This is a genomic window from Streptomyces glaucus, from assembly GCF_039533365.1.
Taxonomy (GTDB): domain Bacteria; phylum Actinomycetota; class Actinomycetes; order Streptomycetales; family Streptomycetaceae; genus Streptomyces; species Streptomyces glaucus.
On record NZ_BAAATK010000012.1, the window covers coordinates 1 to 26,766 of the forward strand.

Sequence of the window (26,766 nt, forward strand, 5' to 3'; positions counted from 1 at the left end):
GGCCGGGGCGCGGGCCGGGCACCGCCGGCGGCCGGCCGCGGCGGCCGGCACGAGCCCGGTCCCGCCGCCCACCCCCCGCGGCCGGCCGCCGCCGCTCCCTCACTGGCCGGCGAACTTCTCGCTCACCGCGTCGTACACGTCCCTGGCCTCCGCGCCCAGCCGCGGGCCGGCCAGCCAGCCCGACGTCACCGGGCCGATCGAGGTGTTGGACACCAGCGCCGGCTCGCCGTCGGAGCCCGTCCCGATCCAGCCGCCGCCGGACGAACCGGCGGTCATCGTGCAGCCGATGCGGTACATCGTCGGGTCGGAGGCGCTGAGCGACAGCCGGCCCGGCCTGTCCTGGCACCGGTACAGCTTCTGCCCGTCGTACGGCGGCGCGGCCGGGTAGCCGATCGCCGTGACGCTCCGCGTCTCCGGCACGGCCGGCGCGTCGAAGTCCACCGGCAGCGCCGAGCCGACCGTCTCCTCCAGCGACTTGCCGCCGCTGCCCTTCTCCGGCGTCACATGGATGACGGCGAAGTCGTACGAGGCGCCGTCACCGCCCGTCGCGCCGCCCTGTTCGATCCACTGGTCCGAGGTCTGCGCCCAGTCGCCCCACCAGACACCGTAGGGAGCGACCTCCTCCTCGGCGGCGTTCTGCAGTTCCCCGGCCGACCTGCCCGCGTCGTTGTACGACGGCACGAACGCGATGTTGCGGTACCAGCCGCCCTTCTTCCCGGCGTGCACGCAGTGGCCCGCCGTCCAGACCAGGTTGGACTTGCCGGGGTGGGCCGGGTCCTGCACCACCGTCGCCGAGCAGACCATCGTGCCCTCGGGGGAGTCGAAGAACACCTTTCCGGCGGTGGCGGCGTTGGCGTGGTACGCGGGCGGTACGGCCACCGCCTCCACGGGCCGGGGCGTGGGGTCGGTGACGCCCCGGTCGCCGGAGAGGTCGCCGTCGACGACGCCCGTGTCGGGCTCCTCGGCCTTGCGCATCCGGTCCGGGTCCCACAGGTCCTCGATGATCGGGTTGACGAAGTCCTGGGCCTCGCGCAGCCAGTCGTCCCGGTCCCAGTTCCGCCAGGCGCCGTTCTCCCACTGGCCGAGGTCGATCCCGTGCTCCTTGAGCTTGTCCCTGAGGTGGTCCGGGATCCTGATCCTGCCGTCGCCGGCGGCCGACGCGGAGGCCGACGCGTCGCCGCCCGCCTCGGCGCCGCCCGGGTCGCAGGCGGTGGCGGTGAGCGCGAGCACCGAGGCGAGCGCGACGGCGGCCGGCCCGGGGAGGACGGCGCGGCGCCCGCCCCCGCGCCGGCGAACGGTGGACGACGGCCGTATGGATCGCATGGTGGTGACTCCCCCTGATGTGGACGTACAGGACGCCGGTGCCGTGATCTCCGGCCGGGTCCGGCCCGGCCGGGCGGCGTCGTGGAACGGCATCACACCCTATGCGTTCGCGGTGGGGGAGTTCCGAAGGAACCGCAACGGTTCGGCTACAAGCCGTCTGACCTGGCCGTCGTCCGCGGATCAGCCGACCGGTGCCCTTCCGCCCCCGATCCCGTCGGCGGCCGCGGGACGTCCCCACGGCGGGGATTGCGGACCAGGCCGTAACCCGGGGGACCGTCCGGGGTTGGTAGCGGCGGGGCCCGCTGTCCGCGGGCGGCCCCGTGCCCGTGGCGATGCGAGCCGTCGACTCGCCCGTGGACGACGGGAGGATCTGGGAACCGTGGCCGAGTCTGCGTTTGCGCGTGGGGAGCGCGCGTCCGAGGGGACCGGGACAGGCGCGTCCGGGAGAACCGGCACGTCCGTGGGGGCCGCCGGGGCGGCGCCGGCGGGGGCGTGCCGCGGGCACGGCGCACGGGAGGGACTCCCGCGGCGGCAGCCGGCGCGCGAGCCGGCGGCCCGCACCTACGCGGGCGCCCTGCCGGTCGTGCCGGTCCGGGCGCGGGGCCTCACCATCGAGGGCGCGGACGGCCGCCGCTACCTCGACTGCCTGTCGGGCGACGGGACGCTCGCCCTCGGGCACAACCACCCCGCCGTGCTGGAGGCGATCCGCAAGGTCCTCGACTCGGGCGCCCCGCTGCACGCCCCCGGTCTGGCGACCCCCGTCAGGGACGCCTTCGTCGCCGAACTGCTCCGCACCCTCCCGCCCGGACTCGCGGACCGCGCGCGCGTGCGGTTCTGCGGCCCGACCGGTGCGGAGGCGATGGCCACCGCCGTCGGGCTCGTCCGGGCCGCGACCGGGCGGACCGACGTGCTCGGGTTCGGCGGCGCCGGCGCGGAGCGGTTCCCCGGGGCGGCCGGGGCGCCGGGACCGTGCGAGGGACCCGAGGCACCGGAGGCGGCCGGGGCGACCGTGCGGGACCGCGCGCGGCGGATGCCCGCCGGAGTGGTCCTCGAACCGGTCCGATGCGAGGACGGGACCGTTCCGGTGCCCGAGGCGTGGCTGCGACGCGTGCGCCGGCTCACGGCGGACCGGCCGGTCGCGCTGATCGCCGACGAGACCCGGACGGGAGCCGGACGGACCGGGGCCTTCTGGGCGGTGGAGCACAGCGGTGTCGTCCCCGACGTGATGGTGCTCGCCCGGGCCGTCGGCGGCAGCCTGCCGCTGGGCGTCGTGGTCCACCGCGACGACCTGGGCCCGCCCGAACCCGGCGCTCCCGCCGACGCCTTCCGCGGCAACCAGCTCGCCATGGCCGCCGGCACGGCGACCCTCGCCCACATCCGCGAGAACCGGCTCGCGGACCGGGCGGCCGAACTGGGCGCACGTCTGATGGGCCGGCTCCGGGAGCTCGCGGAGGAGTCCGCCTGCCTCGGCGAGGTGCGCGGGCGGGGTCTGATGATCGGCGTCGAGGTGGTGGATCCGGAAGGGCGCGACGCGGGCGCCGGCGGGGACGCGGGTGCGGCTGCCGGTGGGCGGCCGGCGGCCGCCGTCCGGCGGGAGTGCCTGCGGCGCGGCCTGATCGTGGGACTCGGCGGCCGCCACACGAACGTCGTACGTCTGCTTCCGCCTCTGACGATCACCGACGAGCAGGCGGCCGCGGTTCTCGACCGGCTGGCCGACGCGGTACGGACGGTGACCCGCGCCCGCACCGGACATGCCGAGCCGCGCCGGCGGACCCGGCCGGCGCGGCGAAGGCGCTGAACGGGCGCGGCGGCGGGGCGGCCGGGCGGAGGCGTGCGCCGGAAGGACCCCCGCCTGCCGCCCGGGCCGGGCCGGCGTCCTCCGGCCGCGCCGCCGGCGGACAGCTCCCCGGGCGGCCGGTCGCCGCACGCCCCGGGCGCGCCCCCACCGCCCTCGGCACGAGCCGCCCGGCACCACCCACCAGGAACCCAGGAGCTCCCGTGAACGACCTCCCCCCACCCCACGACCTCGCCCTCCCGGGGACGCGGGCCCCCGGCTCCCCCCGGGCGCCGCGCCCGCCCGCGGCCGCGGCGGTCCCGCGTCAGCAGAGCGGGGGACGGGCCGCCGCACGGCCGCCCGGCGCCCCCGCCGACCTCCTGGAACACCCCGACCCCCACATCGCCGCCCAGGCCGCCGGCGTGGAGAACCTGCTGCGCTGCTGGGTGCGCGAGACCGGCCTGCGCGCGCCCGGCGACGGTCTCCTGCGCATCCCCCTGCCCGCCAGCGGCACGGCCCTGCTCGTGCCGGTCCACTACTGGTCCCCGACGGGCTGGCACCGCTTCGGCCTGCCGTACCTGGCCGGCGCCCCCGAACCGGCCCCGCCGGCCGACGCGGTCACGGTCGCCGCCCTGCTCGCCAGGGAGACCCCCGGCGGCCGGCCCGCGCCCGGCGCCGCGGACCCGGCTCCCGACACGGGCGCGCCCGGCGCCCGGGACAGGGCCGGCGCCCCCGGCGCGAGCCCCGGCCCCCACCGCCCCACGGCGCCCCCCACGGCCTTCGCCCCCGGCGACGGCGCCGGACTCGTCGCCCGTGTCGCCGACTCCGTCCGCCGGACCGCCACCTTCATCGGCGACCGCCGGGAACGCCCCCTCGGCCCCCGCGACCTCTTCCTCACCGCCGAACAAGCCCTGCTGCTCGGACACCCGCTGCATCCGGCGCCCAAGAGCCGCGAGGGGCTCTCCGAGGCCGAAGCACGGCCGTACTCACCCGAGCTGCGCGGCTCCTTCCCGCTCCACTGGCTGGCGGTCTCCCCCCGCGTGCTCGCCACCGACTCCGCCTGGACCGAGCGCGGCCGTCGCGTCGCCGCGGCCCGGCTCACCGCACGCCTCGCCGGAGACGGGCTCGGGCTGCCGGACGGGTACGCGGCCCTGCCCCTGCACCCCTGGCAGCTGCGCGAGGTGCGCCACCGGGCCGGGACCGCGGCCCTGCTGGAGGCCGGACTGCTCCGGGACCTCGGCGCCCACGGCGGCCTCTGGCACCCCACCTCCTCGGTGCGGACCGTCCACCGCCCCGGCGCGCCCGCCATGCTCAAGCTGTCGCTCGGGCTGTGCATCACCAACTCCCGCCGCGAGAACCTCCGCAAGGAACTCCACCGCGGCGTCGAGGTCCACCGCCTGCTGCGCAGCGGCCTGTCCCTGCGGTGGAGGGCCGCACACCCGGGCTTCGACATCGTCCGCGACCCCGCCTGGCTCGCCGTCGACGGGCCGGACGGCGCACCCGTGCCCGGACTCGACGTGCTGATCCGGCACAATCCCTTCAGCCCCTCGGACGACGTCTCCTGCGTCGCCGGACTCGTCGCGCCCCGGCCCGGCACCGCGCCCCCCGCCCTGCCCGGTGCGCCGGCGGCCCGGCCGGAGGAGTACGGTCCGCCGGCCCCGCCCTCCCGCCTCGCCGAACTCCTCACGCACCTCGCCGAGCGGACCGGACGCCCCCGCGGGGCCGTCGCCGTCGAATGGTTCCTGCGCTACCTGGAGCAGGTCGTACGGCCCGTGCTGTGGCTGGACGCGGAGGCCGGCGTCGCCCTGGAGGCGCACCAGCAGAACACGCTGGTCCTGCTGGACGCCGCCGGCTGGCCCGCGGGCGGCCGCTACCGCGACAACCAGGGCTACTACTTCCGTGAGTCCCGGCGGGCGGAACTCGACGCCCGGCTGCCCGGCATCGGCGGACGCAGCGACACCTTCGTCCCCGACGAGGTCGCCGACGAACGGTTCGCGTACTACCTCGCCGTCAACAACGTGTTCGGCCTCATCGGCGCCTTCGGCTCCCAGCGCCTCGCCGACGAGCGGCTGCTCCTCGCCGCCTTCCGGCGCTTCCTCGCCGGCGCCGCCTCCGGCCCGGCCGCGCTGCGCACCCCGCTGCCCGCCCGCCTGCTCGACTCACCCGTCCTGCGCTGCAAGGCCAACCTGCTGACCCGGCTGCACGGCCTCGACGAACTCGTCGGCCCGGTCGGCACCCAGTCCGTCTACGTCACCGTCGCCAACCCCCTGCACCCCTGACCCCCGCGCACGTTCCGCCTCCGGCCACGAGGAACCCCCTCCCGCGCCGCCCCCGACCCCGAGGACCCCGTCCCCGAGGACCCCGTCCCGACTCCCGAGAGGAGCGCCGCCGTGCCCCCCACCGACGCGACCGCCGACGCCGGTCCGGCCCCGACCGCCGGCACCGGCACGAGCCCGGGCACCGGCGGGACCGGCACCGGCACGGACGGCGAGGACACGCTGGACCTGCGGCTGCCCGACGGACTCGGCGCGCTGTGCGCACAGCGGGAGGCGGACGCCGGTCCCGGAGCACCGCGTGTCCCGCACGGACCGGCGGTGCCCGCCGCGCCCCTCGCGTCCCCGGCCGGCGGCGACCTGCTCGACCACGTCGCCGACTGGGGCCCGGTCGGCACCGCCGCAGGCCTGTTCCACCTCGTCCCCGTCCGCGTCGAACGGGACCTCCCGCTCATCGGCCGCTGGATGCACGACCCCGCCGTCGCCGCGTTCTGGGAGCTGGCCGCACCACGGAACGTGATCGAACAGCACGTGCGGGCCCAGCTCGACGGCGACGGCCGCAGCGTTCCCTGCGTGGGCGTGCTGGACGGCAGGCCGATGAGCTACTGGGAGATCTACCGGGCCGACCTCGATCCGCTGGCCCGGCACTATCCCGCCCGGCCGCACGACACCGGGATCCACCTCCTCATCGGGCAGGCCGCCGACCGTGCGCGAGGGCTGGGCGGCACCCTGCTCAGGGCCGTCGCCGACCTCGTGCTGGACAGGCGGCGCCCCTGCGCCCGCGTCGTCGCGGAACCCGACCTCCGCAACATCCCCTCCGTCGCCGCCTTCCTGAGCGCCGGCTTCCGGTTCTCCGCCGAGGTCGATCTGCCCGCCAAGCGGGCCGCCCTCATGGTCCGGGACCGGTCCCCGCGCGGTCTGCCGTAGCGCCGCGTCGCGGCGCCATCCGTCCCCTCCGGGCTCACCGCCCGCTGTTCGCCCCCCTCTCCGCCAAGGAGCCCACGGTCTTGATCCCCTCCTTCGTCCCCGCCTTGATCACCCGTTTGTCAGTGCCGGGCCGTAGGGTGGTCGCGCTATGACGAAGCCCTCACTCCCAGAACTCCTGCACGCCGCCGTCGCCGCCGTCGGCGGCACGGAGCGTCCCGGCCAGGTGGCCATGGCCGAAGCCGTCGCGGAGGCGATCGACGACGGTTCGCATCTGCTGGTCCAGGCGGGTACCGGCACCGGCAAGTCGCTGGGCTATCTGGTGCCCGCGCTCGCGCACGGGGAGCGGGTCGTCGTGGCGACCGCCACCCTGGCGCTGCAGCGCCAGCTCGTGGAGCGGGACCTGCCGCGCACGGTCGAGGCGCTGCATCCGCTGCTGCGCCGCCGCCCGGAGTTCGCGATGCTCAAGGGCCGGTCGAACTACCTGTGCCTGCACCGGCTCCACGAGGGCGTCCCGCAGGACGAGGAGGAGGGGCTCTTCGACCAGTTCGAGGCGGCCGCCCCCACCAGCAAGCTGGGCCAGGACCTGCTGCGGCTGCGCGACTGGGCGGACGAGACCGAGAGCGGCGACCGGGACGATCTCACGCCCGGCGTCTCGGACCGCGCCTGGGCCCAGGTGTCGGTGTCCTCCCGGGAGTGCCTGGGCGCCTCGAAGTGCGCGTACGGCGCGGAGTGCTTCGCCGAGATGGCCCGTGAGCAGGCCAAGCTCGCCGATGTGGTCGTCACCAACCACGCGCTGCTCGCGATCGACGCCATCGAGGGCGCCCCGGTGCTCCCGCAGCACGAGGTGCTGATCGTCGACGAGGCGCACGAACTGGTCTCCCGCGTCACCGGGGTCGCCACCGGCGAGCTCACCCCGGGGCAGGTCAACCGCGCGGTGCGCCGCGCCGCCAAGCTGGTCGGCGAGAAGGCCGCCGACCAGCTCCAGACCGCCGCCGAGGGGTTCGAGCGGCTGATGGAGCTGGCGCTGCCGGGCCGTCTGGAGGAGATCCCGGAGGATCTCGGCTACGCGCTCATGGCGCTGCGCGACGCCTGCCGCACGGTCGTCTCGGCGATCGGCGCGACGCGCGACAAGTCGGTCCAGGACGAGGACGCGGTCCGCAAGCAGGCGCTGGCCTCCGTGGAGAACGTGCACGACGTGGCAGAGCGGATCGTCAACGGCTCCGAGTGGGACGTCGTCTGGTACGAGCGGCACGACCGCTTCGGCGCCTCCCTGCGTGTCGCCCCGATGTCGGTGTCGGGCCTGCTCAGGGAGAAGCTCTTCGCGGACCGTTCGGTCATCCTGACCTCGGCGACCCTGAAGCTCGGCGGCGACTTCAACGGCGTCGGCGCCTCCCTGGGGCTCGCTCCCGAGGGCACGGAGGGCGACGACGTCCCGCAGTGGAGGGGCGTCGACGTCGGCTCGCCCTTCGACTACCCCAGGCAGGGGATCCTGTACGTCGCCAAGCACCTGGCGCGCCCCGCCCGGGACGGCGACCGCGCCGACATGCTCGACGAGCTGACGGAGCTGATCCAGGCGGCCGGCGGTCGCACCCTGGGGCTGTTCTCCTCCATGCGGGCGGCCCAGCTGGCCGCCGAGGAGCTGCGCTCCCGCATCCCGGAGTTCCCCATCCTGCTCCAGGGCGAGGAGACCCTGGGGGAGCTGATCAAGAACTTTGCGGCCGATCCGGAGACCTGCCTCTTCGGCACGCTCTCGCTCTGGCAGGGCGTCGACGTCCCCGGCCCCAGCTGCCAGCTGGTGGTGATGGACAAGATTCCGTTCCCGCGTCCGGACGATCCGCTGATGAGCGCCCGCCAGAAGGCGGTGGAGGAGGCCGGCGGCAACGGCTTCATGGCGGTCGCCGCCACGCATGCCGCGCTGCTGATGGCTCAGGGCGCCGGCCGTCTGGTGCGGGCGTCGGGCGACCGCGGGGTGGTCGCCGTACTCGATCCGAGGCTGGCCACGGCCCGGTACGGCAGTTATCTCAAGGCGTCACTGCCCGACTTCTGGTACACCACGGACCGTAATCAGGTCCGGAAGTCGCTCGCCGCGATCGACGCGGCCGCGAAGCAGGCGGAGAGCGCGTGATCGGGGGTGGCCTGCCGCGGCTTCGCGGCAGGCCACCCCCGGTTCACACCCGCCCGTCACCGGGGCGGGACAGCACAGGGCCCCGGAACCGGCGCAGAGGTCCCGGGGCCCGGTCAGGAGACGGCGGATCCGCGCGGCAACCCGTCCGTCGGTGTGCTCAGACGCGGCGCAGTACGGCCACCACCTTGCCGAGGATGGTCGCGTCGTCGCCGGGGATCGGCTCGTACGCCGAGTTGTGCGGGAGGAGCCAGACGTGGCCGTCCTCGCGCTTGAAGCGCTTGACGGTGGCCTCGCCGTCGAGCATCGCGGCGACGATGTCGCCGTTCTCGGCGACCGGCTGGCGGCGGACCGTGACCCAGTCGCCGTCGCAGATGGCGGCCTCGATCATCGAGTCGCCGACGACCTTCAGGACGAACAGCTCACCGTCGCCGACCAGCTGGCGGGGGAGCGGGAAGACGTCCTCGACCGATTCCTCGGCGAGGATGGGCCCGCCGGCGGCGATCCGGCCGACGAGCGGGACGTACGACGCGGCGGGCTTGCCCGCGGTGTCGGTGGGCTGGACGGGGGTGGCCTGGTCGGAGCCGCGCACCTCGTACGCGCGCGGGCGGTGCGGGTCGCGGCGCAGGAAGCCCTTCCGCTCCAGTGCCATCAGCTGGTGTGCGACGGAGGAGGTGCTGGAGAGGCCGACCGCCTGGCCGATCTCCCGCATCGACGGCGGGTAGCCGCGGCGCTGCACGGAGTCCCGGATGACCTCGATCACCCGGCGCTGCCGGTCGGTGAGTCCCGAGCTGTCCGCCCGGATGCCTGGGGGGCGGCCCGGCAGGGAGCGCTTGTGTCCCTCTGGGTTCGTGGCTTCGTTCATCGCGTGCACCGGCTCGATTCGGCCCTGGGAGCGGTCCTGGGCGGTGATGGCGGCGCTGTCTGCGGTGGTGGTCACGTCGGCCCCTCTCGATGGTCTCCCTGCTGGACAACGGTAGTTGCTTTCGAAAGGTTGCGCCAAACACACGTTCGAGTGAAAAAGCGCGGATTAACTGACGCGATCACATTTCCAGGTGTATGGCCACCGCTCTTCCCAGCGGGCGAAAGAGCCCATTGTTGTACTCTTCACCGCCGGGGTCGCCGCCTCGTGGGTCGCCGCCCAGTCTGCCACCCGTCCTTCCCGTCGGCGGGTATCGACTCCCGTCTGTACGGGAGCCGCACCCGCCCTCCGTGCGGCGCCCACGGTATCTCCGCATGTGCCGCAGCGACGCGGCCGCGTACGGCCGTGTCCGGCGCGGCGCCGCGGGGTACGCGAGGCGCGGCTGTGTCCGGCGCGGCGCCCTGGGGCGCGCGGGATCCGTGGAGCGTGGCCGTGTCCGGCGAGGGGCCGTGGAACGCGCGGTGTGCGGCCGTGCCCGGTGGGGCGTGCGGGGCCGGTCGTGTCCGGCGCGGCGCCGTGGAACGCGCGGTCCGCGTCTTTTCAAGCGTGACATGCGGTACGGCGTGTATGTGTGAGCCAATCCCCACATCTAGTGGTTGGATTGCAGCAGTGGCCCACAAGTTGTGGTCCCCCCGGTCTTCGGGCCCTCGGTGATCGCCTATGCTTAGGGCTGCTTCGAGGGGCCCGTGAGGCCGACGAGGCTATTGAGTCTGCTGTGAGGAGGGTTGGAGTCCGTGCACTGTCCCTTCTGCAGGCACCCCGACAGCCGTGTCGTCGACAGTCGTACGACCGACGACGGCACGTCGATCCGCAGGCGCCGCCAGTGCCCTGACTGCTCCCGTCGTTTCACGACCGTGGAGACGTGCTCGCTGATGGTGATCAAGCGGTCCGGGGTCACCGAACCCTTCAGCCGCACCAAGATCATCAACGGTGTGCGCAAGGCATGCCAGGGGCGGCCCGTCACCGAGGACGCGCTGGCCCAGCTGGGCCAGCGGGTCGAGGAGGCGGTGCGGGCCACCGGAAGCGCCGAGCTGACCACCCATGACGTGGGGCTGGCCATCCTCGGCCCGTTGCAGGAGCTCGACCTCGTCGCCTATCTGCGATTCGCCTCCGTCTATCGGGCGTTCGACTCGCTCGAGGACTTCGAGGCCGCCATCGCGGAACTCAGGGAGCAGACGGGACGCACCGGCGCGGACGAAGGCGACCGCGGGGAAACGGGTGCGGGGAGCCGGGAGGGCGACCGCGGGCCCGGAGGGACCGCGCAGGTCCCCGAACCCGCAGCCGCCGCCGACTGACCGGAGGGCCGGCCCCGGACGACGGTACGGGACCGGCCGGTCGGCGGCGACGAGAAGACCTGTCGCGGGCGATGCGAGTGGACGCCCGCGACATCAGACAGAACACGTGCCACGGGAACAAACGGGGCACTTCAGGGCGTTTTTGCCCGTATCAGGGAGGCGGCATGACAGAGACGGCGAGCGGTCCGGCACGGAGTTCCCGCGCCAAGAGCGCCAAGGCGGGCAAGGGGCTGCGTGTCGAGCGCATCCACACCACCCCCGGGGTCCACCCCTATGACGAGGTGACCTGGGAGCGCCGTGACGTCGTCATGACCAACTGGCGCGACGGCTCGGTCAACTTCGAGCAGCGCGGCGTGGAATTCCCCGACTTCTGGTCGGTGAACTCGGTCAACATCGTCACCAGCAAGTACTTCCGCGGTGCCGTGGGCACCCCGCAGCGCGAGACCAGCCTCAAGCAGCTGATCGACCGCATCGTGAAGACGTACCGGAAGGCCGGTGAGGACCACAAGTACTTCGCCTCGCCCGCCGACGCCGAGATCTTCGAGCACGAGCTGGCGTACGCCCTACTGCACCAGATCTTCAGCTTCAACAGCCCCGTCTGGTTCAACGTCGGCACGGCCCAGCCCCAGCAGGTCTCCGCCTGCTTCATCCTGTCCGTCGACGACTCCATGGAGTCGATCCTCGACTGGTACAAGGAAGAGGGCATGATCTTCAAGGGCGGCTCCGGCGCCGGCCTGAACCTCTCCCGGATCCGCTCCTCCAAGGAGCTGCTGTCCTCCGGCGGCAACGCCTCCGGCCCGGTCTCCTTCATGCGCGGCGCGGACGCCTCCGCCGGCACGATCAAGTCCGGTGGCGCCACCCGCCGCGCCGCCAAGATGGTCGTCCTCGACGTGGACCACCCGGACATCGAGGACTTCATCGAGACCAAGGTCAAGGAAGAGGAGAAGATCCGCGTCCTGCGCGACGCCGGCTTCGACATGGACCTGGGCGGGGACGACATCACCTCCGTCCAGTACCAGAACGCCAACAACTCGGTCCGCGTGAACGACGAGTTCATGAAGGCGGTCGAGAACGGCGGCAAGTTCGGCCTGCGCGCCCGCATGACCGGCGAGGTCATCGAGGAGGTCGACGCCAAGCAGCTGTTCCGCAAGATCGCCGAGGCCGCCTGGGCCTGCGCCGACCCCGGCATCCAGTACGACGACACCATCAACAACTGGCACACCTGCCCCGAGTCCGGCCGGATCACCGCGTCGAACCCGTGCAGCGAGTACATGCACCTGGACAACACGTCCTGCAACCTGGCCTCGCTGAACCTGATGAAGTTCCTGCAGGACGACGGCAAGGGCAACCAGTCCTTCGAGACCGAGCGCTTCCAGAAGGTCGTCGAGCTGGTCATCACCGCGATGGACATCTCGATCTGCTTCGCGGACTTCCCGACCCAGAAGATCGGCGAGAACACGCGCGCGTTCCGCCAGCTCGGCATCGGCTACGCCAACCTCGGCGCCCTGCTGATGGCCACCGGCCACGCCTACGACTCCGACGGCGGCCGCGCCCTCGCCGGCGCCATCACCTCCCTGATGACCGGCACGGCCTACCGCCGCTCCGCGGAACTCGCCGCGATCGTGGGCCCGTACGACGGCTACGCCCGCAACGCCGACGCCCACAAGCGCGTCATGAAGCAGCACGCCGACGCCAACAGCGCAGCCGTCCGCATGGACGACCTGGACACCCCGGTGTGGGCCGCCGCCACCGAGGCCTGGCAGGACGTGCTGAGCCTCGGCGAGCGGAACGGTTTCCGCAACTCCCAGGCGTCCGTGCTCGCCCCGACCGGCACCATCGGCCTCGCCATGGGCTGCGACACCACCGGTGTCGAGCCCGACCTCGCGCTGGTGAAGTTCAAGAAGCTGGTCGGCGGCGGCTCGATGCAGATCGTCAACGGCACCGTCCCGCAGGCCCTGCGCCGCCTGGGCTACCAGGAGGAGCAGATCGAGGCGATCGTCGCCCACATCGCCGAGCACGGCAACGTGATCGACGCCCCCGGCCTCAAGCACGAGCACTACGAGGTGTTCGACTGCGCCATGGGCGAGCGGGCCATCTCCCCGATGGGCCACGTCCGCATGATGGCCGCGATCCAGCCGTGGATCTCCGGCGCCATCTCCAAGACGGTCAACATGCCGGAGACGGCGACCGTCGAGGAGGTCGAGGAGATCTACTTCGAGGCCTGGAAGATGGGCGTCAAGGCGCTCGCCATCTACCGCGACAACTGCAAGGTCGGCCAGCCGCTCTCCGCCAAGAAGAAGGACTCCGCGGGCGAGAAGAAGACCGAGGCCGCCCAGGAACCGCAGCCCAAGGTCGAGAAGGTCGTCGAGTACCGCCCGGTCCGCAAGCGCCTCCCGAAGGGACGTCCCGGCATCACCACGTCGTTCACCGTCGGCGGCGCCGAGGGTTACATGACCGCCAACTCCTACCCGGACGACGGTCTCGGCGAGGTCTTCCTGAAGATGTCCAAGCAGGGCTCGACCCTCGCGGGCATGATGGACGCCTTCTCCATCGCGGTCTCGGTCGGCCTCCAGTACGGCGTTCCGCTGGAGACGTACGTCTCGAAGTTCACCAACATGCGCTTCGAGCCGGCCGGCATGACCGACGACCCGGACGTGCGGATGGCGCAGTCGATCGTCGACTACATCTTCCGCCGCCTGGCGCTGGACTTCCTGCCCTTCGAGACGCGCTCCGCGCTCGGCATCCACTCCGCCGAGGAGCGCCAGCGTCACCTGGAGACGGGTTCGTACGAGCAGGTCATCGAGGACGACGAGGTCGACGTCGAGGGTCTGGCCCAGTCGGCGCCGCGCGCCCAGGAACTGAAGGCGGTCGCCACGCCGAAGGCCGAGACCGAGGCGGTCAAGCCCGCTCCGAAGCAGGCCCACACCAGCGCCGAACTGGTGGAGATGCAGCTCGGCATCCAGGCCGACGCCCCGCTGTGCTTCTCCTGCGGTACGAAGATGCAGCGCGCCGGCTCCTGCTACATCTGCGAGGGCTGCGGCTCGACCAGCGGCTGCAGCTGATCCCGCGCCCCAGGAGGGCGGGAACCTCCCGCCCGGGGCGGTGGTGCCGGTTCACCGGTGCCACCGCCCCGGGCGGCTCGCCGCGTGAGCCGGCCGCCGGGTTCCACGGCGTCCGCGTGGCCGTCCGCCGCGCCGCGCGCCTCGGCCACGCCGGCGCCGGGAGCCCTCCCCGCACGGCGGAGGGCGCCGGTCCCGGACTGGCGCCCTCCCTGCTCCGCGACCTGCCCCACGCGGGCCGTGCGCGGTCGCGGCGCTCGGCGGCTCAGGAGCGGCGCACGGCTCCCATCGTCCTCGTGAACGTCGTGGGGTCGCCGTCGAAGCCGTGCACGCCGGGGTGGAAGTCCCACACGCCGGAGCCGTCCCGGACGAACTCCGCGACCGTCGCCGCCGTCGCCCCGAGGACGCCGCCGAAGTCGTCCTCCGCCAGGACCGTGTAGCCCTCGCGGATGCGCAGCCCCGGGTTGATCACACTGACGAACGTCCGCTCCGCCGGGCGCTGCTGGATGACGACGCCGGCCACCACGCGCGCGTAGCGGGGGTCCAGCCGGTCCAGCTCCAGCGTCATGACCTCGTCGTAGCCGAAGCCCTTGCCGTCCCGGCTGTCCCGGTTGAGATAGATGGTGCCGTCGGGGGAGCGGCTGTCGAAGTGCACCACGTAGGCGGGATCGCCGTACGGGTCACTCGCCGGGTACGTCGCGGCGACGATGTCGAGATCGGCGGGCGGCTGCCCCGCCGGATTCGGGTCCCACCGCAGTGCGATCTCGACCTTGTGGATCCCCTTGTTGAGGCCGTTCACAGACTTCCCCTTCCCCTTCCCCGGTCACCGTTCCGCCCGTCCACCCCAACTGCCGGACGGTCACGGCCGGTTGTCCATCCTGCCACGCGCGGGGGGCGGGTGCGGGGCAGTCGTCCGTCCGAGCGTGACCGGCGCCACGCCCCGTGGCCTTACCATGGCGCGGTGCTGGTCAAGTGGATTCGCTGCACCGTGGTGGACCGCCGCGGCTTCGAGCGGGGGCAGCGGAAATGGGCGGGGCTTCTGGGGGAGCCGGGTTTTCGCGGACAGGGCGGCGGGTGGAGCAGGGCGCGGCCGGAGGTGGCGCACGTCTTCGCCTTCTGGGAGAGCCGCGCCTTCTACGACTCCTTCATGGCGCGCTCCCACGACCGGCTCGCCGCGTCCCAGTCGGGTACCTTCAAGGACGCCCAGGTCAGGCTCTTCGACCACCGCTTCGACGTGAAGACCGGCTTCGAACCGCGGTTCACGGACGCCGACCTGCTGCGGGTGGCGCTCTGCCGCGTGCACGAGGAGCGGGCCGAGCACTTCGTGCTGATGCAGGAGAAGGTCTGGAACCCCGCGATGGCCGGCTCGCCCGGCATGATCCGCGGCCTGTTCGGCGAGGCGCCCGGGAACGAGTTCCTGGTGCTGTCCATGTGGCGGTCCGCCGCCGAGCACGGCAAGTACCGCACCGAGCGCGTCGAACGGCTCGCCCTGCGGGCCCAGACGGAGGCCGACATCGCGGCTCTGACGGGGGACATCGTGGACCTGGAACCCGCCTGGACCGTCTGATCCCCGGCCCTGTCGTCCCCGCCCCTTGCGCGGACCGGTGTGCCGGGAACCGTGTGACCTACGCTGTACGAGGGCCGTACGAGTGCTCGGCGGTCCTCGGCCCGATCTAGGGTTTTGGCATGGCACGACCACAGCGCATCGTTCTTGTCCGGCACGGCGAATCGACGGGAAACGTCGACGATTCGGTGTACGAGCGCGAACCGGACCACGCGCTGGCCCTGACCGAGCGCGGCCGGCGCCAGGCCGAGGAGACGGGCAAGCGGCTGCGCGAACTGTTCGGCCGTGAACGCGTCAGCGTGTACGTCTCCCCCTACCGGCGCACGCACGAGACGCTGCGCGCCTTCCACCTCGACCCCGAGCTGATACGCGTGCGGGAGGAGCCCCGGCTGCGCGAGCAGGACTGGGGCAACTGGCAGGACCGTGAGGACGTGCGGCTGCAGAAGGCCTACCGGGACGCCTACGGCCACTTCTTCTACCGCTTCGCGCAGGGCGAGTCCGGCGCCGACGTCTACGACCGGGTCGGCGGCTTCCTGGAGAGCCTGTTCCGCAGCTTCGAGGCCCCCGACCACCCGCCGAACGTCCTCATCGTCACCCACGGCCTCGCCATGCGGCTGTTCTGCATGCGGTGGTTCCACTGGACGGTCGCGGAGTTCGAGTCGCTGTCGAATCCGGGGAACGGCGAGATCCGCATGCTCGTTCTCGGGGAGGACGGCAGGTACACCCTCGACCGGCCCTTCGAGCGCTGGCGGGACCCGGAACCCTATGGGATCACCGGATGGAGTGGCGGGCGATGACCACCGACTCCTCCTTCGACGGGCGCCTGGACCGCGCCCTGGCCAGCCTGCGCGGACTGTCGGTGGGGGACGCGCTGGGCTCGCAGTTCTTCGTTCCGGTGAACCATCCGCTGCTGAAGCGCCGCGAACTGCCGCCCGGTTCCTGGCAGTGGACGGACGACACGGAGATGGCCTGCTCCGTGGTCGCCGTCCTGGCCGCCCACCACCGCATCGACCAGGACGCCCTGGCGCGCTCCTTCGCCGAGCACCACGACTTCGACCGGGGGTACGGTCCCGCGGTGGGCCGTCTGCTGCGGCTGGTCCGGGAAGGCGGTGACTGGCGGGAGCTGGCCGCCGCGCTCTTCGACGGCCGGGGCTCCTGGGGCAACGGCGCCGCGATGCGGATCGCACCGCTGGGCGCCTGGTACGGGGACGATCCCGAGCAGGCGACCCACCAGGCCGAGATCTCCGCGTACCCCACCCATCAGCACGGCGAGGCCGTGGCCGGTGCCATGGCCGTGGCCGCGGCCGCCGCACTGGCCGCGGCCCCCGAGGGCCCGCCGAGCGCGCAGGCGCTGCTCGACGGGGTGATCGCGCTGGTGCCGGGAAGGAGCGCGGTCGGCGCCGGGCTGCGCCGCGCCCGGGACCTGCTCGACTACGCCGACGCGACCACGGTCGCGGCCGTGCTGGGTTGCGGGCGGCGTACGGCCGCCCACGACACCGTGCCCTTCGCGCTCTGGTCGGCGGCGCGCGCCCTCGACGATTACGAGCGGGCCTTCTGGACGACCGCGCAGGCCGGCGGGGACGTGGACACCACCTGCGCCATCGTGGGCGGAGTGCTGGCCGCCGGGCGGGCGGGGGCGCCGCCCGCCGAGTGGGTGCGGCGGACGGAGCCGTTGCCGGACTGGGTGCCGGCGCCGGCCTAGCGGGGTCTGGTCGGGTCCGTGCCGGTGTGGGCGTGCCGCGGGGGCCGGCGGGGCGGTACGCCACGCTGCTGTCGGCGCCGGCCCGGGCCGGCGCCGACGGGACGGCAGGAGCCGTTCTCCCTCAGGCGCCGGAAGGCCGGTGCGGATCCGCTCTTCGCTCCGGGATTCACGAATGCGACAACCTTCGGGCGGGGCGCTTCCGTGGGGTCGTCCTCGCAGAGGGCTTCGAATCGATCGCCGAAACGCTTCGGAGGGCGATCATCCTGGTTTTGTCCGCGAGATGAAGTGCGGTCCGGCGCGACTGACGCGACTGACGGGCATGCTCCCGACGTCTTTCCGGTCGCGACGGCGTGCCGCTCCGTGATGTGCGTCTGCGAATGACCGGATCGAGATCTGGAAGAGACGGCCGACGATCCGGCGGCTCCGCCGCTCCGGCCGGCGGGCGCCCGGGCCGGGGTGTCCCGGCCGTGACGCCGCTCGGGGAAGCCGGGGTGTCGTGCCGGGTTCCGGGCGGCGTACGCTAAGGGCGCCATGCCGTACGAACCACCCACTCACACCGTCGAGCGCTCTCTTCGCGCCACGACCGGAGCGAAGGTCATTGCCGGTGTCGACGAGGTGGGGCGCGGCGCGTGGGCCGGCCCCGTCACCGTCTGCGCGGCGGTCACCGGACTGCGCCGGCCCCCCGAAGGACTCACCGACTCCAAGCTGCTCACCGCCAAGCGGCGCACCGAGCTCGCGGAGGAACTGCAGAAGTGGGTGACGTCGTTCGCCCTGGGGCACGCCTCCCCGGAGGAGATCGACGACCTGGGGATGACCGCCGCGCTGCGGCTGGCGGCGGTGCGCGCCCTGGAGGCTCTGCCGGTCCGCCCCGACGCGGTGATCCTCGACGGCAAGCACGACTACCTGGGGACGCCCTGGAAAGTCCGCACGGTGGTCAAGGGCGACCGGTCCTGCGTGGCGGTCGCGGCGGCCTCGGTGATCGCCAAGGTTCAGCGCGACAAAATGATGGCCGAACTGGGTATCGACCATGCAGACTTCGGTTTTGCGGACAACGCCGGGTATCCGTCGCCCGTGCACAAGGCCGCACTGGAGGTGCGGGGCCCCACCCCGTATCACCGGTTGTCGTGGGCGTATCTTGATGCGCTGCCTCGGTGGCGGCACCTCAAGAAGGTCCGCAACCCGGCGGAAGGAAACGTTCCGAACATCGAGGGTCAGCTTGGCTTCGATTTCTGACGGTTCCGCTCGCACTCATGTGCCACCCGCCGACGCGAGCCGTACCAACGTTTGATAAACATCAGCTCATGCCTCTCATTCCCGAGGAGCCTCAGATTCACGAGAGTGCCCAGGGTCCCCGCGCCACGCCGGCCAGCGGCCGTACCGCGCCGACCCCCCGTCCCGTACCCGGTCCCCGTCCCGCGGCTCCGTCGCGCCCCGGCCGTCCCGGCCCGCTCCGGCCCACGCCTCCGGCGCAACGTACGCCGCGCGAGGCGGCCAAGCCCGGACCGTCCGGCCCGACCGCCCCCGCCGCGTCGGCCACCCCGCAGATCCAGCTGATCCCGGCCTCCGCCGAAGGCGCGCTCGACGCCGCCGAGGAAGCCGTGGACCTGCTCCTGGACTCGGGGCGCGCCCCCGGTGAGGTGCTGGTGATCACCACCGGCGAGCCGCATCCGTGGGCCGCCCACGAACTGTCCTTCGGCGAGGACTCCTACTGGGCCCAGCACGACGCGGGCGACGACGTCTTCTACGCGGACGCCGCCGTCGCGGACCGTGCCGCCTCCCGCCCCGTGGTCGTGGTCGCCGTCAACGGCGGATCCGAAGCCGCTGCCGCCGCCGCCCTCGCCCTGGCCCACACCCGGGCCGGCTCCCTGCTGATCGTCTGCGGCGACCCGCAGCGCATCAACTCGGTGCTGGGCGCGGGGGTCTGAGCCGACGCCGTCGCGTCCGGCCGGACGCCCGGAGCGGGGTGGGCGCCGCCGTGCCGGCATCCGCGCGGTGGCGACTTCGGCATGCCCGCGCGGGCGGAGGCGATCGGACCCGAAGGCGGCTGCCGCCGTCCCGGGCGCTCCGGCCGCCGTACGGACGGGTCGCACGCGCCGCCGCACGGAAGGGGCGTGCGCGTTCCCGTACGTGCCGCGGGGGCGGGTGGGCGGGACCCCGCTCAGCGGGCCGCCACGCGGCGCAGTATCTCGGAGGCGGCCCCTCCGGTGCGCGGCGGGGGCGGTACCTCGGAGACGGCGAACGGCTCAGGCGCAGAATCCGCGTGGGGATGACGGCCGCCGCGGCCCTCGCCGAGGACCTGCCATCCGTCCCGGGTCAGCGTGATGTACGCGCCGCAGCGCAACCCGTGCAGCGTGCAGGCGTCCCGCAGACCCCACATCCACGCGCCGTCCTCCTCCGTCCAACGCGCGTCGCCCTCACGGCAGCAGAGCAGCACGGCGGTGCGCACGGGGGTGCGGCGCCGCAGGTCGTGCGGGATGATCCGGCGCAGTTGGGCGAGCAGCACGTTGCGGAACAGCCAACCGTCGGCCGGGGCCGGGCGGGGAGTGAACGAGGCGCTGGCGCGCAGCCGTTCGTCGGGGTCGAGCACGGCCACGATCACGGTCGGCGGCTTGGGCCGGTGCCGGGAGTGCAGCCCGCCGACGACTTCCCGGGGGTTGCGCAGCAGCGGGATGCCGGCGGCGGCCCACTCCGCCGGTTCGAGCACACGGGTGGCGGAAGCGGCGGACGACGACAACGATGCCGCCGAGGACGGAGCGAATCCGAAGGTCACGTTCCTCCCTTCGGCTACGCGCCCACTGCGGGCGGGATCGGATTCCGGGGCGCACCGCAGCGAAGCCCTACCGGATCATGGGCGAGTCGTGCGGGGAGCGGACTTCAATTCTTCCTGTCGAACGTGATTGCGGCAACGAGCAATTGCTGCCGTCTGCCGTTATCGGATGATGCGCGTCTTATATCCCTGCTCGGGAAGTCCGCGGATGACGCACGGGACCCGCACGCCCGGCATGTCCGTGAGTCGCGGAGGCGCCGGTCGGCCAAGGCCGCGCCCCCGGACGCGGTGACGGGCGGCACGGACGGGGGGCCTCCCGGCCGTCACGGGTGCGGGGAACCGCCCGCGGCACCGGCACGTGATCACCCCTGTACGGCCAGCACCAGCGGCAACACCCCCTGGGCGCCGGCGCGGCGGAGCAGACGGGCCGCCACCGCGAGGGTCCAGCCGGTCTCGGTGTAGTCGTCCACGAGGAGAACCGGTCCGTGGCGCTCGGCGAGAGCGGAGGCCAGGGCGGGCGGCACGGCGAGCGCCCCGTCGAGCGCCTTCAGCCGCTGGGCGCTGTTGCTCCGGGAGGCCCGGGGCACGTCGCCCGCGTACTCGACGGAGCCCAGCAGCGGCAGCCGGCCGATCTCCGCGATGCGCGCTCCGAGGGAGCGGATCAGCCGCGGCCGGGTGCGCGAGGCGAGGGTGACCACGCCGACCGGGCGAGGCGGGGCGTCCGCGGCCCCGCAGGCCCAGCCGCCGGGGCCCTTGGCCCAGTCCGCCAGTACGTCCACCACCGCCCTCGCCACATCGTCGGGCACGGGCTCGTCCGGCGCCTGGGGCGCGAGCATCGGCCGCAGCCGGTTGCCCCAGCCGATGTCCGACAGGCGCCCCAGCGCCCGCCCGGGCGCGGCCTGCTCACCGGCCGGGATGCGGCCCTTCAGACCGACGCCGACGGCCGGGAGCCCGGTCGGCCACATACGGCGGGGCTCCACCTCGACGCCGGCCCTGCCCAGATCGACGCGCGCGGCGTCGAGCGCGGCGACGGACGTGCCGGCGGTGAAGCGCGGACCCGCGCAGTTGTCGCAGCGACCGCAGGGACCGGCGCTCTCGTCGTCGAGCTGCCGCCGCAGGAACTCCATCCGGCAGCCCGTCGTCGCCGCGTACGCGCGCATCGCCTCCTGTTCGGCCTTCCGCTGCCGCGCGACCCAGGCGTACCGCTCCGCGTCGTACGTCCACGGCTGCCCGGTGGCGATCCAGCCGCCCTTGACCCGCTTGACCGCTCCGTCCACGTCGAGGACCTTGAGCATGGTCTCCAGCCGGGAACGGCGCAGCTCCACCAGGGGCTCCAGGGCCGGCAGCGACATGGGCCCCTCCGCGCGCGCGAGGATGTCGAGCGTGCGGCGCACCAGGTCCTCCGCGGGGAAGGCCAGCGAGGCGAAGTACTCCCAGATCGCCTCGTCCTCCTTCCCCGGCAGCAGGAGCACCTCCGCGTGCTCGACACCGCGTCCGGCGCGGCCGACCTGCTGGTAGTAGGCGATGGGGGAGGACGGCGAGCCGAGGTGCACGACGAAGCCCAGGTCGGGCTTGTCGAAGCCCATGCCGAGGGCGGAGGTGGCGACCAGGGCCTTGACCCTGTTGGCGAGCAGGTCGTCCTCGGCCTGCTGCCGGTCGGCGTTCTCGGTCTTCCCGGTGTAGGAGGCGACGGCGTGCCCACGCCGCCGCAGGAAGGCCGTGACCTCCTCGGCGGCGGCCACCGTGAGCGTGTAGACGATCCCGGAACCCGGCAGCTCACCGAGGTGGTCGGCGAGCCAGGCCAGCCGGTGGGCGGCGTCCGGCAGCCGCAGCACGCCCAGGCTCAGGCTCTCCCGGTCCAGCGGGCCGCGCAGCACCAGGGCGTCCGACGTGCCCCCGGTGCCGAGCTGCTCGGCGACGTCGGCGGTCACGCGCGCGTTGGCGGTGGCGGTGGTGGCGAGCACGGGCACACCGGGCGGGAGGTCCGAGAGCATGGTGCGCAGCCGCCGGTAGTCCGGGCGGAAGTCGTGGCCCCAGTCGGAGATGCAGTGGGCCTCGTCCACGACCAGGAGTCCGGTCGCCGCGGCGAGCTTGGGCAGCACCTGGTCGCGGAAGTCCGGGTTGTTCAGCCGCTCGGGGCTCACCAGCAGGACGTCGACCTCGCCCGCGGCGACCTCGGCCTGGACGGCGTCCCACTCCTCGGTGTTGGAGGAGTTGATGGTCCGCGCGTGGATGCCGGCCCGGGCCGCCGCGCCGACCTGGTTGCGCATCAGCGCGAGCAACGGCGAGACGATCACGGTCGGGCCGCTGCCCCGGGCCCGCAGCAACGACGTCGCCACGAAGTAGACCGCGGACTTGCCCCAGCCCGTGCGCTGCACGACCAGCGCCCGGCGCCGCTCGGCGACCAGCGCCTCGATCGCCCGCCACTGGTCCTCGCGCAGCCGGGCCGTGTCGTCCCCGACGAGACGGGCCAGGACCGCGTCGGCGGCCGTCCGGAGATCCGCGTTGCTCGTGTGCTCCATGCGTTCCATACAACAGGACGGCACTGACAGCGCGGGCAGCGGTGCGGGGTGGTCCGGGCGACGCCGGACAGCGAGGGCCGGGCGTCCTGGCTTTGCCGGCCGCCGGTCGGAGGACTTCGACGCCCGCGGCTTTGCCGGGACCGGCCGTGGTGGCTGCGGCACCCGTGGCCCCGCGGGGCGTCGGCCCGGCGGACGGGCCGACGCCCGGGGGCGGCCCGGGACCGGCCGAGGGTGACGTGTCCCTGATCGGAGTTGTCCACAGGCCAAGCGGAAGTTCGCAATCCGCGAGATCGTCGGCGCATGACGAACCACAGCGAAACGACCGGACCCACCGACAGCGGCGACATCACCGGGCGCGGGAGGCCGGAGCGGCCCGAGGGGCCCGGCCCCCGCGACAGGTCCGCGCAGCCCGAGGTGTCCTCGGGCGCCGCCACGCCCGGCGAACGGGCCGCGCCGGCCCGGTACGACCAGCGCACCCGATGTGCGGACCACCTCGCCTGCACCGCCTACGACGGCCGCGGCGCCGAGCACCAGGTCACCCTGCGCACCCCGGCCGAACTCGCCGACGCCCTGCCCTACCTGCTCGGATACCGGCCCGAGGACAGCATCGTCCTGGTCGCCCTGCACGACCGGGGCGGGCGGGGCCGGTTCGGGGGCCGGGCCCGGCTGGGCATCCCCGCCAACGCCGACGACTGGGCCTTCGCGGCCCGGCAGCTGGCCCACGGCCTGGTGACCGGCAGCGAGCGCAGAGGCGCCCGGCCCGAGCAGATGGTCGCCTATGTCTGCCAGGAACCGTCCGAGGGCGAGTCGGGCCGGCAGGTCATGGAACGACTGCGGCCCCTGGCCCAGAAGCTGCGCGTCGAATGCGGGGCACTGGACGTGCCGGTGGTCGAGGCGCTGTGCGTCTCCGACGGACGCCTGTGGTCGTACTGCTGCGAGAACGAGTCGTGCTGCCCGGCCGAGGGAACGCCGATGGGGCTGCCCGGCACCTCCGTGCTGGCGGCCGCCGCCACCTACGCCGGAATCCAGGTGCGCGGCACCCTGCGGGAGCTGCGCGTCAGGCTGCTCCCCTGGGAGACCTCCGCCGCCCTCGAACAGGAGGCCGCCCTGGACACGGCCGGCATGGCGCTGGTCCCCAGGATCCTCGACGAGGCGAGCCGCGCGGAGGTGTCCGGCGAGACGCTGGCGCTCGCCGAGCGGATCATGGACCGCCTCGCCGGGGCGCCGCCCGTCTCCGGCACGCTCACGGCCGACCTCCGCGACGACGAACTGATCGGGCACGACGAGGCCGCGGCCCTGATCTTCGGCCTGCAGGACCGCACCACCCGCGACCGCGCGGCGGAGTGGATGGAGGGCGACGAGGCCGGTCCCGCCCTCCGGCTCTGGCGGGCGCTGGCCCGTCGCTGCGTCGGCCCCTACGGCGAACACGCCGCGGCGCCCCTCACCCTAGCCGGCTGGGTCGCCTGGTCCACCGGCGACGAGCTGGAGGCCCGGGAAGCCCTCGCCCTGGCTCTGGCCGCGGACCCCGACTACCTCTTCGCCCGGCTCCTGCACCAGGCCTGCAACGAGGGCCTCGACCCGGAGTCGGTCCGCCGCTGCCTGCGCACGGAACGCGAGGATCGCGGGCGCGCGGAAAACGGGGGCCGCGGACCCGCGGAAGGCGCGGGCCGCGAGCGCGCGGGAAGCGACGGACCCGATCGGAGGGAGGACGCCGTGAACCCGGTGGAACACGAGGCGGCCGGACCCGTGCAGGAGGCCCCCTCCCGCCGCCGACGCGGTACGCGTTCCAGCGGAACCGCCGACGGCCGTGCGCAGCCGCGGGGCCGCGAGCACGGCACCACCGCCTCCCGTCCGCGCATGCCCGCCGGCGGCAGTCGTCCCGGTCGTGTCCGCCGGCGCGCGGAGGGGATCGTGCGCCGGCACGGCTCCGGTTCGGGAGGAGTCCCCGCGGGAGGTCACGGCACCGCGGGGGAGGAATGAGCGGCTCCGGAGCCGACGCCGTCGCCACGGGCCACCGTACGGCGGCGAGCAACGCGTCCCCGGCCCGCCGGGACCCGCGGCTCCGCCGCTGTCCGGCCAGGACCCGGGCGGCGGGAGGCCTGCGCGAACCGACGGCGGCGAACGGTACCGCAACGACCAGCCGGACCGGTCGCACGGCTGCGGGCGTTACCCGAAGGAGGCCGGTCCCGTTCACCTGAGTGGTGGAACGCCTGGACGGGCCGTGACACCGCACCGCCCACGTCCCGCCGGGGTCCCGGCCGGCGCCGCCCGTGCCAGGGGCGTACCGAGCACGAAGGAAGCACTCCCATGCCTCAGCCGACTCCGCCCTCCACGGCCGGCCGCTCCGCGGCACGCGGACCCGCGCGGCCCCCCGCCCCGAGCGCCGTCCTGCCTCCGGCCGCCGACCGGGCCCCGCGTCCGTTCCGTGCCGCTTTCGACGGCATCCCTCCCCGGGGCGCCGCCCTCCCGTCCCCCCGCCGCTTCGGCGACCTGCCGTCCACCCACGCCGCCATGATCTGCGTCGCCCTTCCGGGCCTGGTCATCTCGGCGGAACACGGTCAGCTGACCGGGCGGGGACTGGAGGGCTTCTACCGGGCAGGCCGGCGCCTGCTCTCCCGGTGCCGGCTTCGCGTGGCCGGCCGGGAACCGCTCGTGGTCCAGGCGAGGATGGCCGCCGCCGACAGCGTCCGCTTCGTGGCGACCCTCCGGGCGTCCTCCCCGGCGGGACCGGATCCGGACGTCGTCGTCGAGCGCACCCGGCACGCGGACGGCACGGAACGGATCACGCTGCGCAGCTCGGCGCCCCGCCCGCTGCGCCTGCCGGTCGAGGTGGCCCTCGGCACGGACCTGGCCGAACTGGGCGCGATCGCGTCCGGCGCCGCGGGGCCCGAACTGTCCGCCGACGTCCACGCCTCAGGCCTGCGCTGGTCCGGCCCCGCCGGCAGCTCGTCCGTGACGGCCGACCCGCCGCCCGCCGACGCCCTGGCCTCCGCCGGCCTCCTGCGGTGGGAGTTCGTGATACCTCCCGGCGGCAGCGCGAGCGTGGAGCTGCGCGTACGGCCGGACGGCGCGGGCCGCCTCCGGGCCGCGGGCCACACGGCGACCGGCCCTCTCGCCGCCGCACGTGCGACGGGCGACGACCCCGCGGTCGCCGCGCTCCTGCGGACCAGCATCGAGGACCTCCGGTCCCTCCTGCTGCGCGATCCCGCACATCCCGCCGACACCCACCTCGCGGCAGGGGCGCCCTGGCGGTGCGGCCTGGCACCCGCCGAGGCGCTCGCCGCGGCCCGGATGGCGCTGCCCCTCGGCACCCGCCTGGCCGCGGGCACCCTGCGCACCCTGGCCCGCGCCCAACTCCGCGATCCCGGACCGCGGTTCGGCATGATTCCCGGGCCGCGCCGGGACGCGGGCCCGCACCTGCCGCCGGGCTGCACCGGCACGGAGGCCACCCTGCTCTTTCCCGTGCTCCTCGCGGAGGCCCGCCGCTGGGGGCTCCCCGAGCACGAGACGGAGCAGCTGCTGCCGGCGGCGGAGCGCTGTCTGGCCTGGCTGCGGACGGCCGTGGGCCAGGGGACGTATCTGCCGGACCCGCAGCCCGGCGGCCCCCTCCGCTGCGAGACCCAGGCCCACGCCCACCGTGCCGCACTGCTCGGCGCCGATCTGCTCGACGCCTGCGGCAGGCCGGGCGGCGCCGCGCTGAGGGAGTGGGCCGAGGAACTGCGGACGGCGTTCCGGGAGGAGTTCTGGATCGACGGTCCGGCAGGCGGCCGGCCCGCGGCTGCCCGGACCCCGGACGGGCGCCTCGTCCCGTACCTGGGCGCGGCCGCGGTCCACCTCCTCGACACCGGCCTGCTGGGCGGGGGAACGCGGGCGCCCGGGCTCCTCGACAAGGCGCGGACCGGACAACTGGCCCGGCTCCTCGCGAGTCCGGTCATGGACTCGGGCTGGGGCCTGCGCGGACTCGGCGCCGAGGAAGCCGGATACAACCCCTTCGGCCACCGCGCCGGCGCCGTACGGGTCCATGAGACGGCGATCGCCGTCGCGGGCCTGGGCGGAGCCGGCTACGAGAAGGAGGCGAGTGCGCTGCTGCGGGGCGTACTGGCGGCGGCCGGGACCTTCGGCCACCGGCTGCCCGAGATGTACGCGGGGGAACAGCGCACGGAGGGGAGCGCGCCCCTGCCGCACCCGGCGGCCTGCCGTCCCGCGGCCACGGCGGCGGCCGCCGCCGTCCTGCTGGTCACCAGCCTCGCGGGGATCCGCCCCGACGTCCCTTCCGGGACGGTCGCACTGCGGCCCGTGCGCAGCGCTCCCCTGGGCGAGATCGCCCTCACCGGGCTGCGCGTCGCGGAAGCCCCCTTCTCCGTCCGGGTCAGCCGCCTCGGCCTCGCACTGGTCGAGGAGGCCGCCGACGGACTGCAACTGGGCGGATGACCTGGCAGAACACGGCATCGCATGACAAACGGAAGCAGGTGACGGGACCCCTTCCCGACCGAAAACGATCAACTGCCGGTGCGGC

18 protein-coding genes are annotated in these 26,766 nt (G+C 74.2%); 13 read left to right on the plus strand and 5 right to left on the minus strand.

What is annotated here, in order from left to right; translation table 11 throughout:
- Positions 1 to 99: 99 nt before the first annotated feature.
- Positions 100 to 1,323 (minus strand): trypsin-like serine peptidase, encoded by a 1,224-nt coding sequence (locus ABD363_RS12210; RefSeq protein ID WP_344602365.1) that lies wholly within the window; start codon positions 1,321 to 1,323, stop codon positions 100 to 102.
- Between the two features lie 460 nt (positions 1,324 to 1,783).
- Between ABD363_RS12210 and ABD363_RS12205 the strand changes: the two genes are divergently transcribed.
- The 4 genes from ABD363_RS12205 (at position 1,784) to ABD363_RS12190 (ending at position 8,422) form a co-directional block, all read left to right on the plus strand.
- Positions 1,784 to 3,121, plus strand: coding sequence for an aminotransferase class III-fold pyridoxal phosphate-dependent enzyme (locus ABD363_RS12205; RefSeq protein WP_344602367.1), 1,338 nt, complete (start codon positions 1,784 to 1,786; stop codon positions 3,119 to 3,121).
- Positions 3,122 to 3,321: 200 nt separating this feature from the next.
- Positions 3,322 to 5,376: an IucA/IucC family protein gene (locus tag ABD363_RS12200; protein ID WP_425577975.1), complete on the plus strand. Its 2,055-nt coding sequence runs from the start codon at positions 3,322 to 3,324 to the stop codon at positions 5,374 to 5,376.
- A gap of 111 nt (positions 5,377 to 5,487) precedes the next feature.
- Positions 5,488 to 6,297, plus strand: coding sequence for a GNAT family N-acetyltransferase (locus ABD363_RS12195; protein WP_344602369.1), 810 nt, complete (start codon positions 5,488 to 5,490; stop codon positions 6,295 to 6,297).
- Positions 6,298 to 6,445: 148 nt separating this feature from the next.
- Positions 6,446 to 8,422, plus strand: a complete 1,977-nt coding sequence (locus ABD363_RS12190) for an ATP-dependent DNA helicase (RefSeq protein WP_344602371.1) — start codon at positions 6,446 to 6,448, stop codon at positions 8,420 to 8,422.
- A gap of 157 nt (positions 8,423 to 8,579) precedes the next feature.
- Here ABD363_RS12190 and lexA read toward each other — a convergent pair whose 3' ends face one another.
- Positions 8,580 to 9,359: a transcriptional repressor LexA gene (lexA, locus tag ABD363_RS12185; RefSeq protein WP_344602373.1), complete on the minus strand. Its 780-nt coding sequence runs from the start codon at positions 9,357 to 9,359 to the stop codon at positions 8,580 to 8,582.
- A gap of 716 nt (positions 9,360 to 10,075) precedes the next feature.
- On the opposite strand from lexA, the gene nrdR reads away from it, so the two are divergent.
- Positions 10,076 to 10,636 carry a transcriptional regulator NrdR gene (nrdR, locus tag ABD363_RS12180; protein ID WP_344602375.1) on the plus strand — a complete coding sequence of 187 codons (561 nt, stop codon included), beginning with the start codon at positions 10,076 to 10,078 and terminating at the stop codon, positions 10,634 to 10,636.
- A gap of 164 nt (positions 10,637 to 10,800) precedes the next feature.
- Positions 10,801 to 13,698: a vitamin B12-dependent ribonucleotide reductase gene (locus ABD363_RS12175; RefSeq protein ID WP_344602377.1), complete on the plus strand. Its 2,898-nt coding sequence runs from the start codon at positions 10,801 to 10,803 to the stop codon at positions 13,696 to 13,698.
- 262 nt (positions 13,699 to 13,960) lie between these two features.
- On the opposite strand, the gene ABD363_RS12170 is transcribed toward ABD363_RS12175, so the two are convergent.
- Entirely contained in the window at positions 13,961 to 14,494 is a 534-nt protein-coding gene (locus ABD363_RS12170) for a TerD family protein (RefSeq protein ID WP_344602379.1), read from the minus strand.
- A gap of 162 nt (positions 14,495 to 14,656) precedes the next feature.
- On the opposite strand from ABD363_RS12170, the gene ABD363_RS12165 reads away from it, so the two are divergent.
- The 5 genes from ABD363_RS12165 (at position 14,657) to ABD363_RS12145 (ending at position 18,886) form a co-directional block, all read left to right on the plus strand.
- Positions 14,657 to 15,262 carry a YdbC family protein gene (locus tag ABD363_RS12165; protein WP_344602381.1) on the plus strand — a complete coding sequence of 202 codons (606 nt, stop codon included), beginning with the start codon at positions 14,657 to 14,659 and terminating at the stop codon, positions 15,260 to 15,262.
- Positions 15,263 to 15,381: 119 nt separating this feature from the next.
- Positions 15,382 to 16,056, plus strand: a complete 675-nt coding sequence (locus ABD363_RS12160; RefSeq protein WP_344602383.1) for a histidine phosphatase family protein — start codon at positions 15,382 to 15,384, stop codon at positions 16,054 to 16,056.
- On the plus strand, positions 16,053 to 16,961 hold the full coding sequence (locus ABD363_RS12155; RefSeq protein ID WP_344602385.1) for an ADP-ribosylglycohydrolase family protein: 909 nt from the start codon (positions 16,053 to 16,055) through the stop codon (positions 16,959 to 16,961). Before ABD363_RS12160 ends, ABD363_RS12155 begins: the two co-directional genes overlap by 4 nt.
- A gap of 531 nt (positions 16,962 to 17,492) precedes the next feature.
- On the plus strand, positions 17,493 to 18,194 hold the full coding sequence (locus ABD363_RS12150; protein WP_344602387.1) for a ribonuclease HII: 702 nt from the start codon (positions 17,493 to 17,495) through the stop codon (positions 18,192 to 18,194).
- 68 nt (positions 18,195 to 18,262) lie between these two features.
- Positions 18,263 to 18,886 (plus strand): hypothetical protein, encoded by a 624-nt coding sequence (locus ABD363_RS12145; protein WP_344602389.1) that lies wholly within the window; start codon positions 18,263 to 18,265, stop codon positions 18,884 to 18,886.
- A 233-nt stretch (positions 18,887 to 19,119) separates the two neighbouring features.
- On the opposite strand, the gene ABD363_RS12140 is transcribed toward ABD363_RS12145, so the two are convergent.
- Positions 19,120 to 19,731, minus strand: coding sequence for a hypothetical protein (locus ABD363_RS12140; protein ID WP_344602391.1), 612 nt, complete (start codon positions 19,729 to 19,731; stop codon positions 19,120 to 19,122).
- A 359-nt stretch (positions 19,732 to 20,090) separates the two neighbouring features.
- The gene (locus tag ABD363_RS12135; protein ID WP_344602394.1) at positions 20,091 to 22,250 is read right to left on the minus strand and encodes a RecQ family ATP-dependent DNA helicase; all 2,160 of its coding nucleotides are present in this window, start codon (positions 22,248 to 22,250) and stop codon (positions 20,091 to 20,093) included.
- A 300-nt stretch (positions 22,251 to 22,550) separates the two neighbouring features.
- Between ABD363_RS12135 and ABD363_RS12130 the strand changes: the two genes are divergently transcribed.
- Entirely contained in the window at positions 22,551 to 24,230 is a 1,680-nt protein-coding gene (locus ABD363_RS12130; protein WP_344602396.1) for a DUF4192 domain-containing protein, read from the plus strand.
- Positions 24,231 to 24,761: 531 nt separating this feature from the next.
- A complete protein-coding gene (locus tag ABD363_RS12125) occupies positions 24,762 to 26,681 on the plus strand; it encodes a glycogen debranching N-terminal domain-containing protein (protein WP_344602486.1) in 1,920 nt (639 codons plus the stop codon).
- Positions 26,682 to 26,766: the final 85 nt, after the last annotated feature.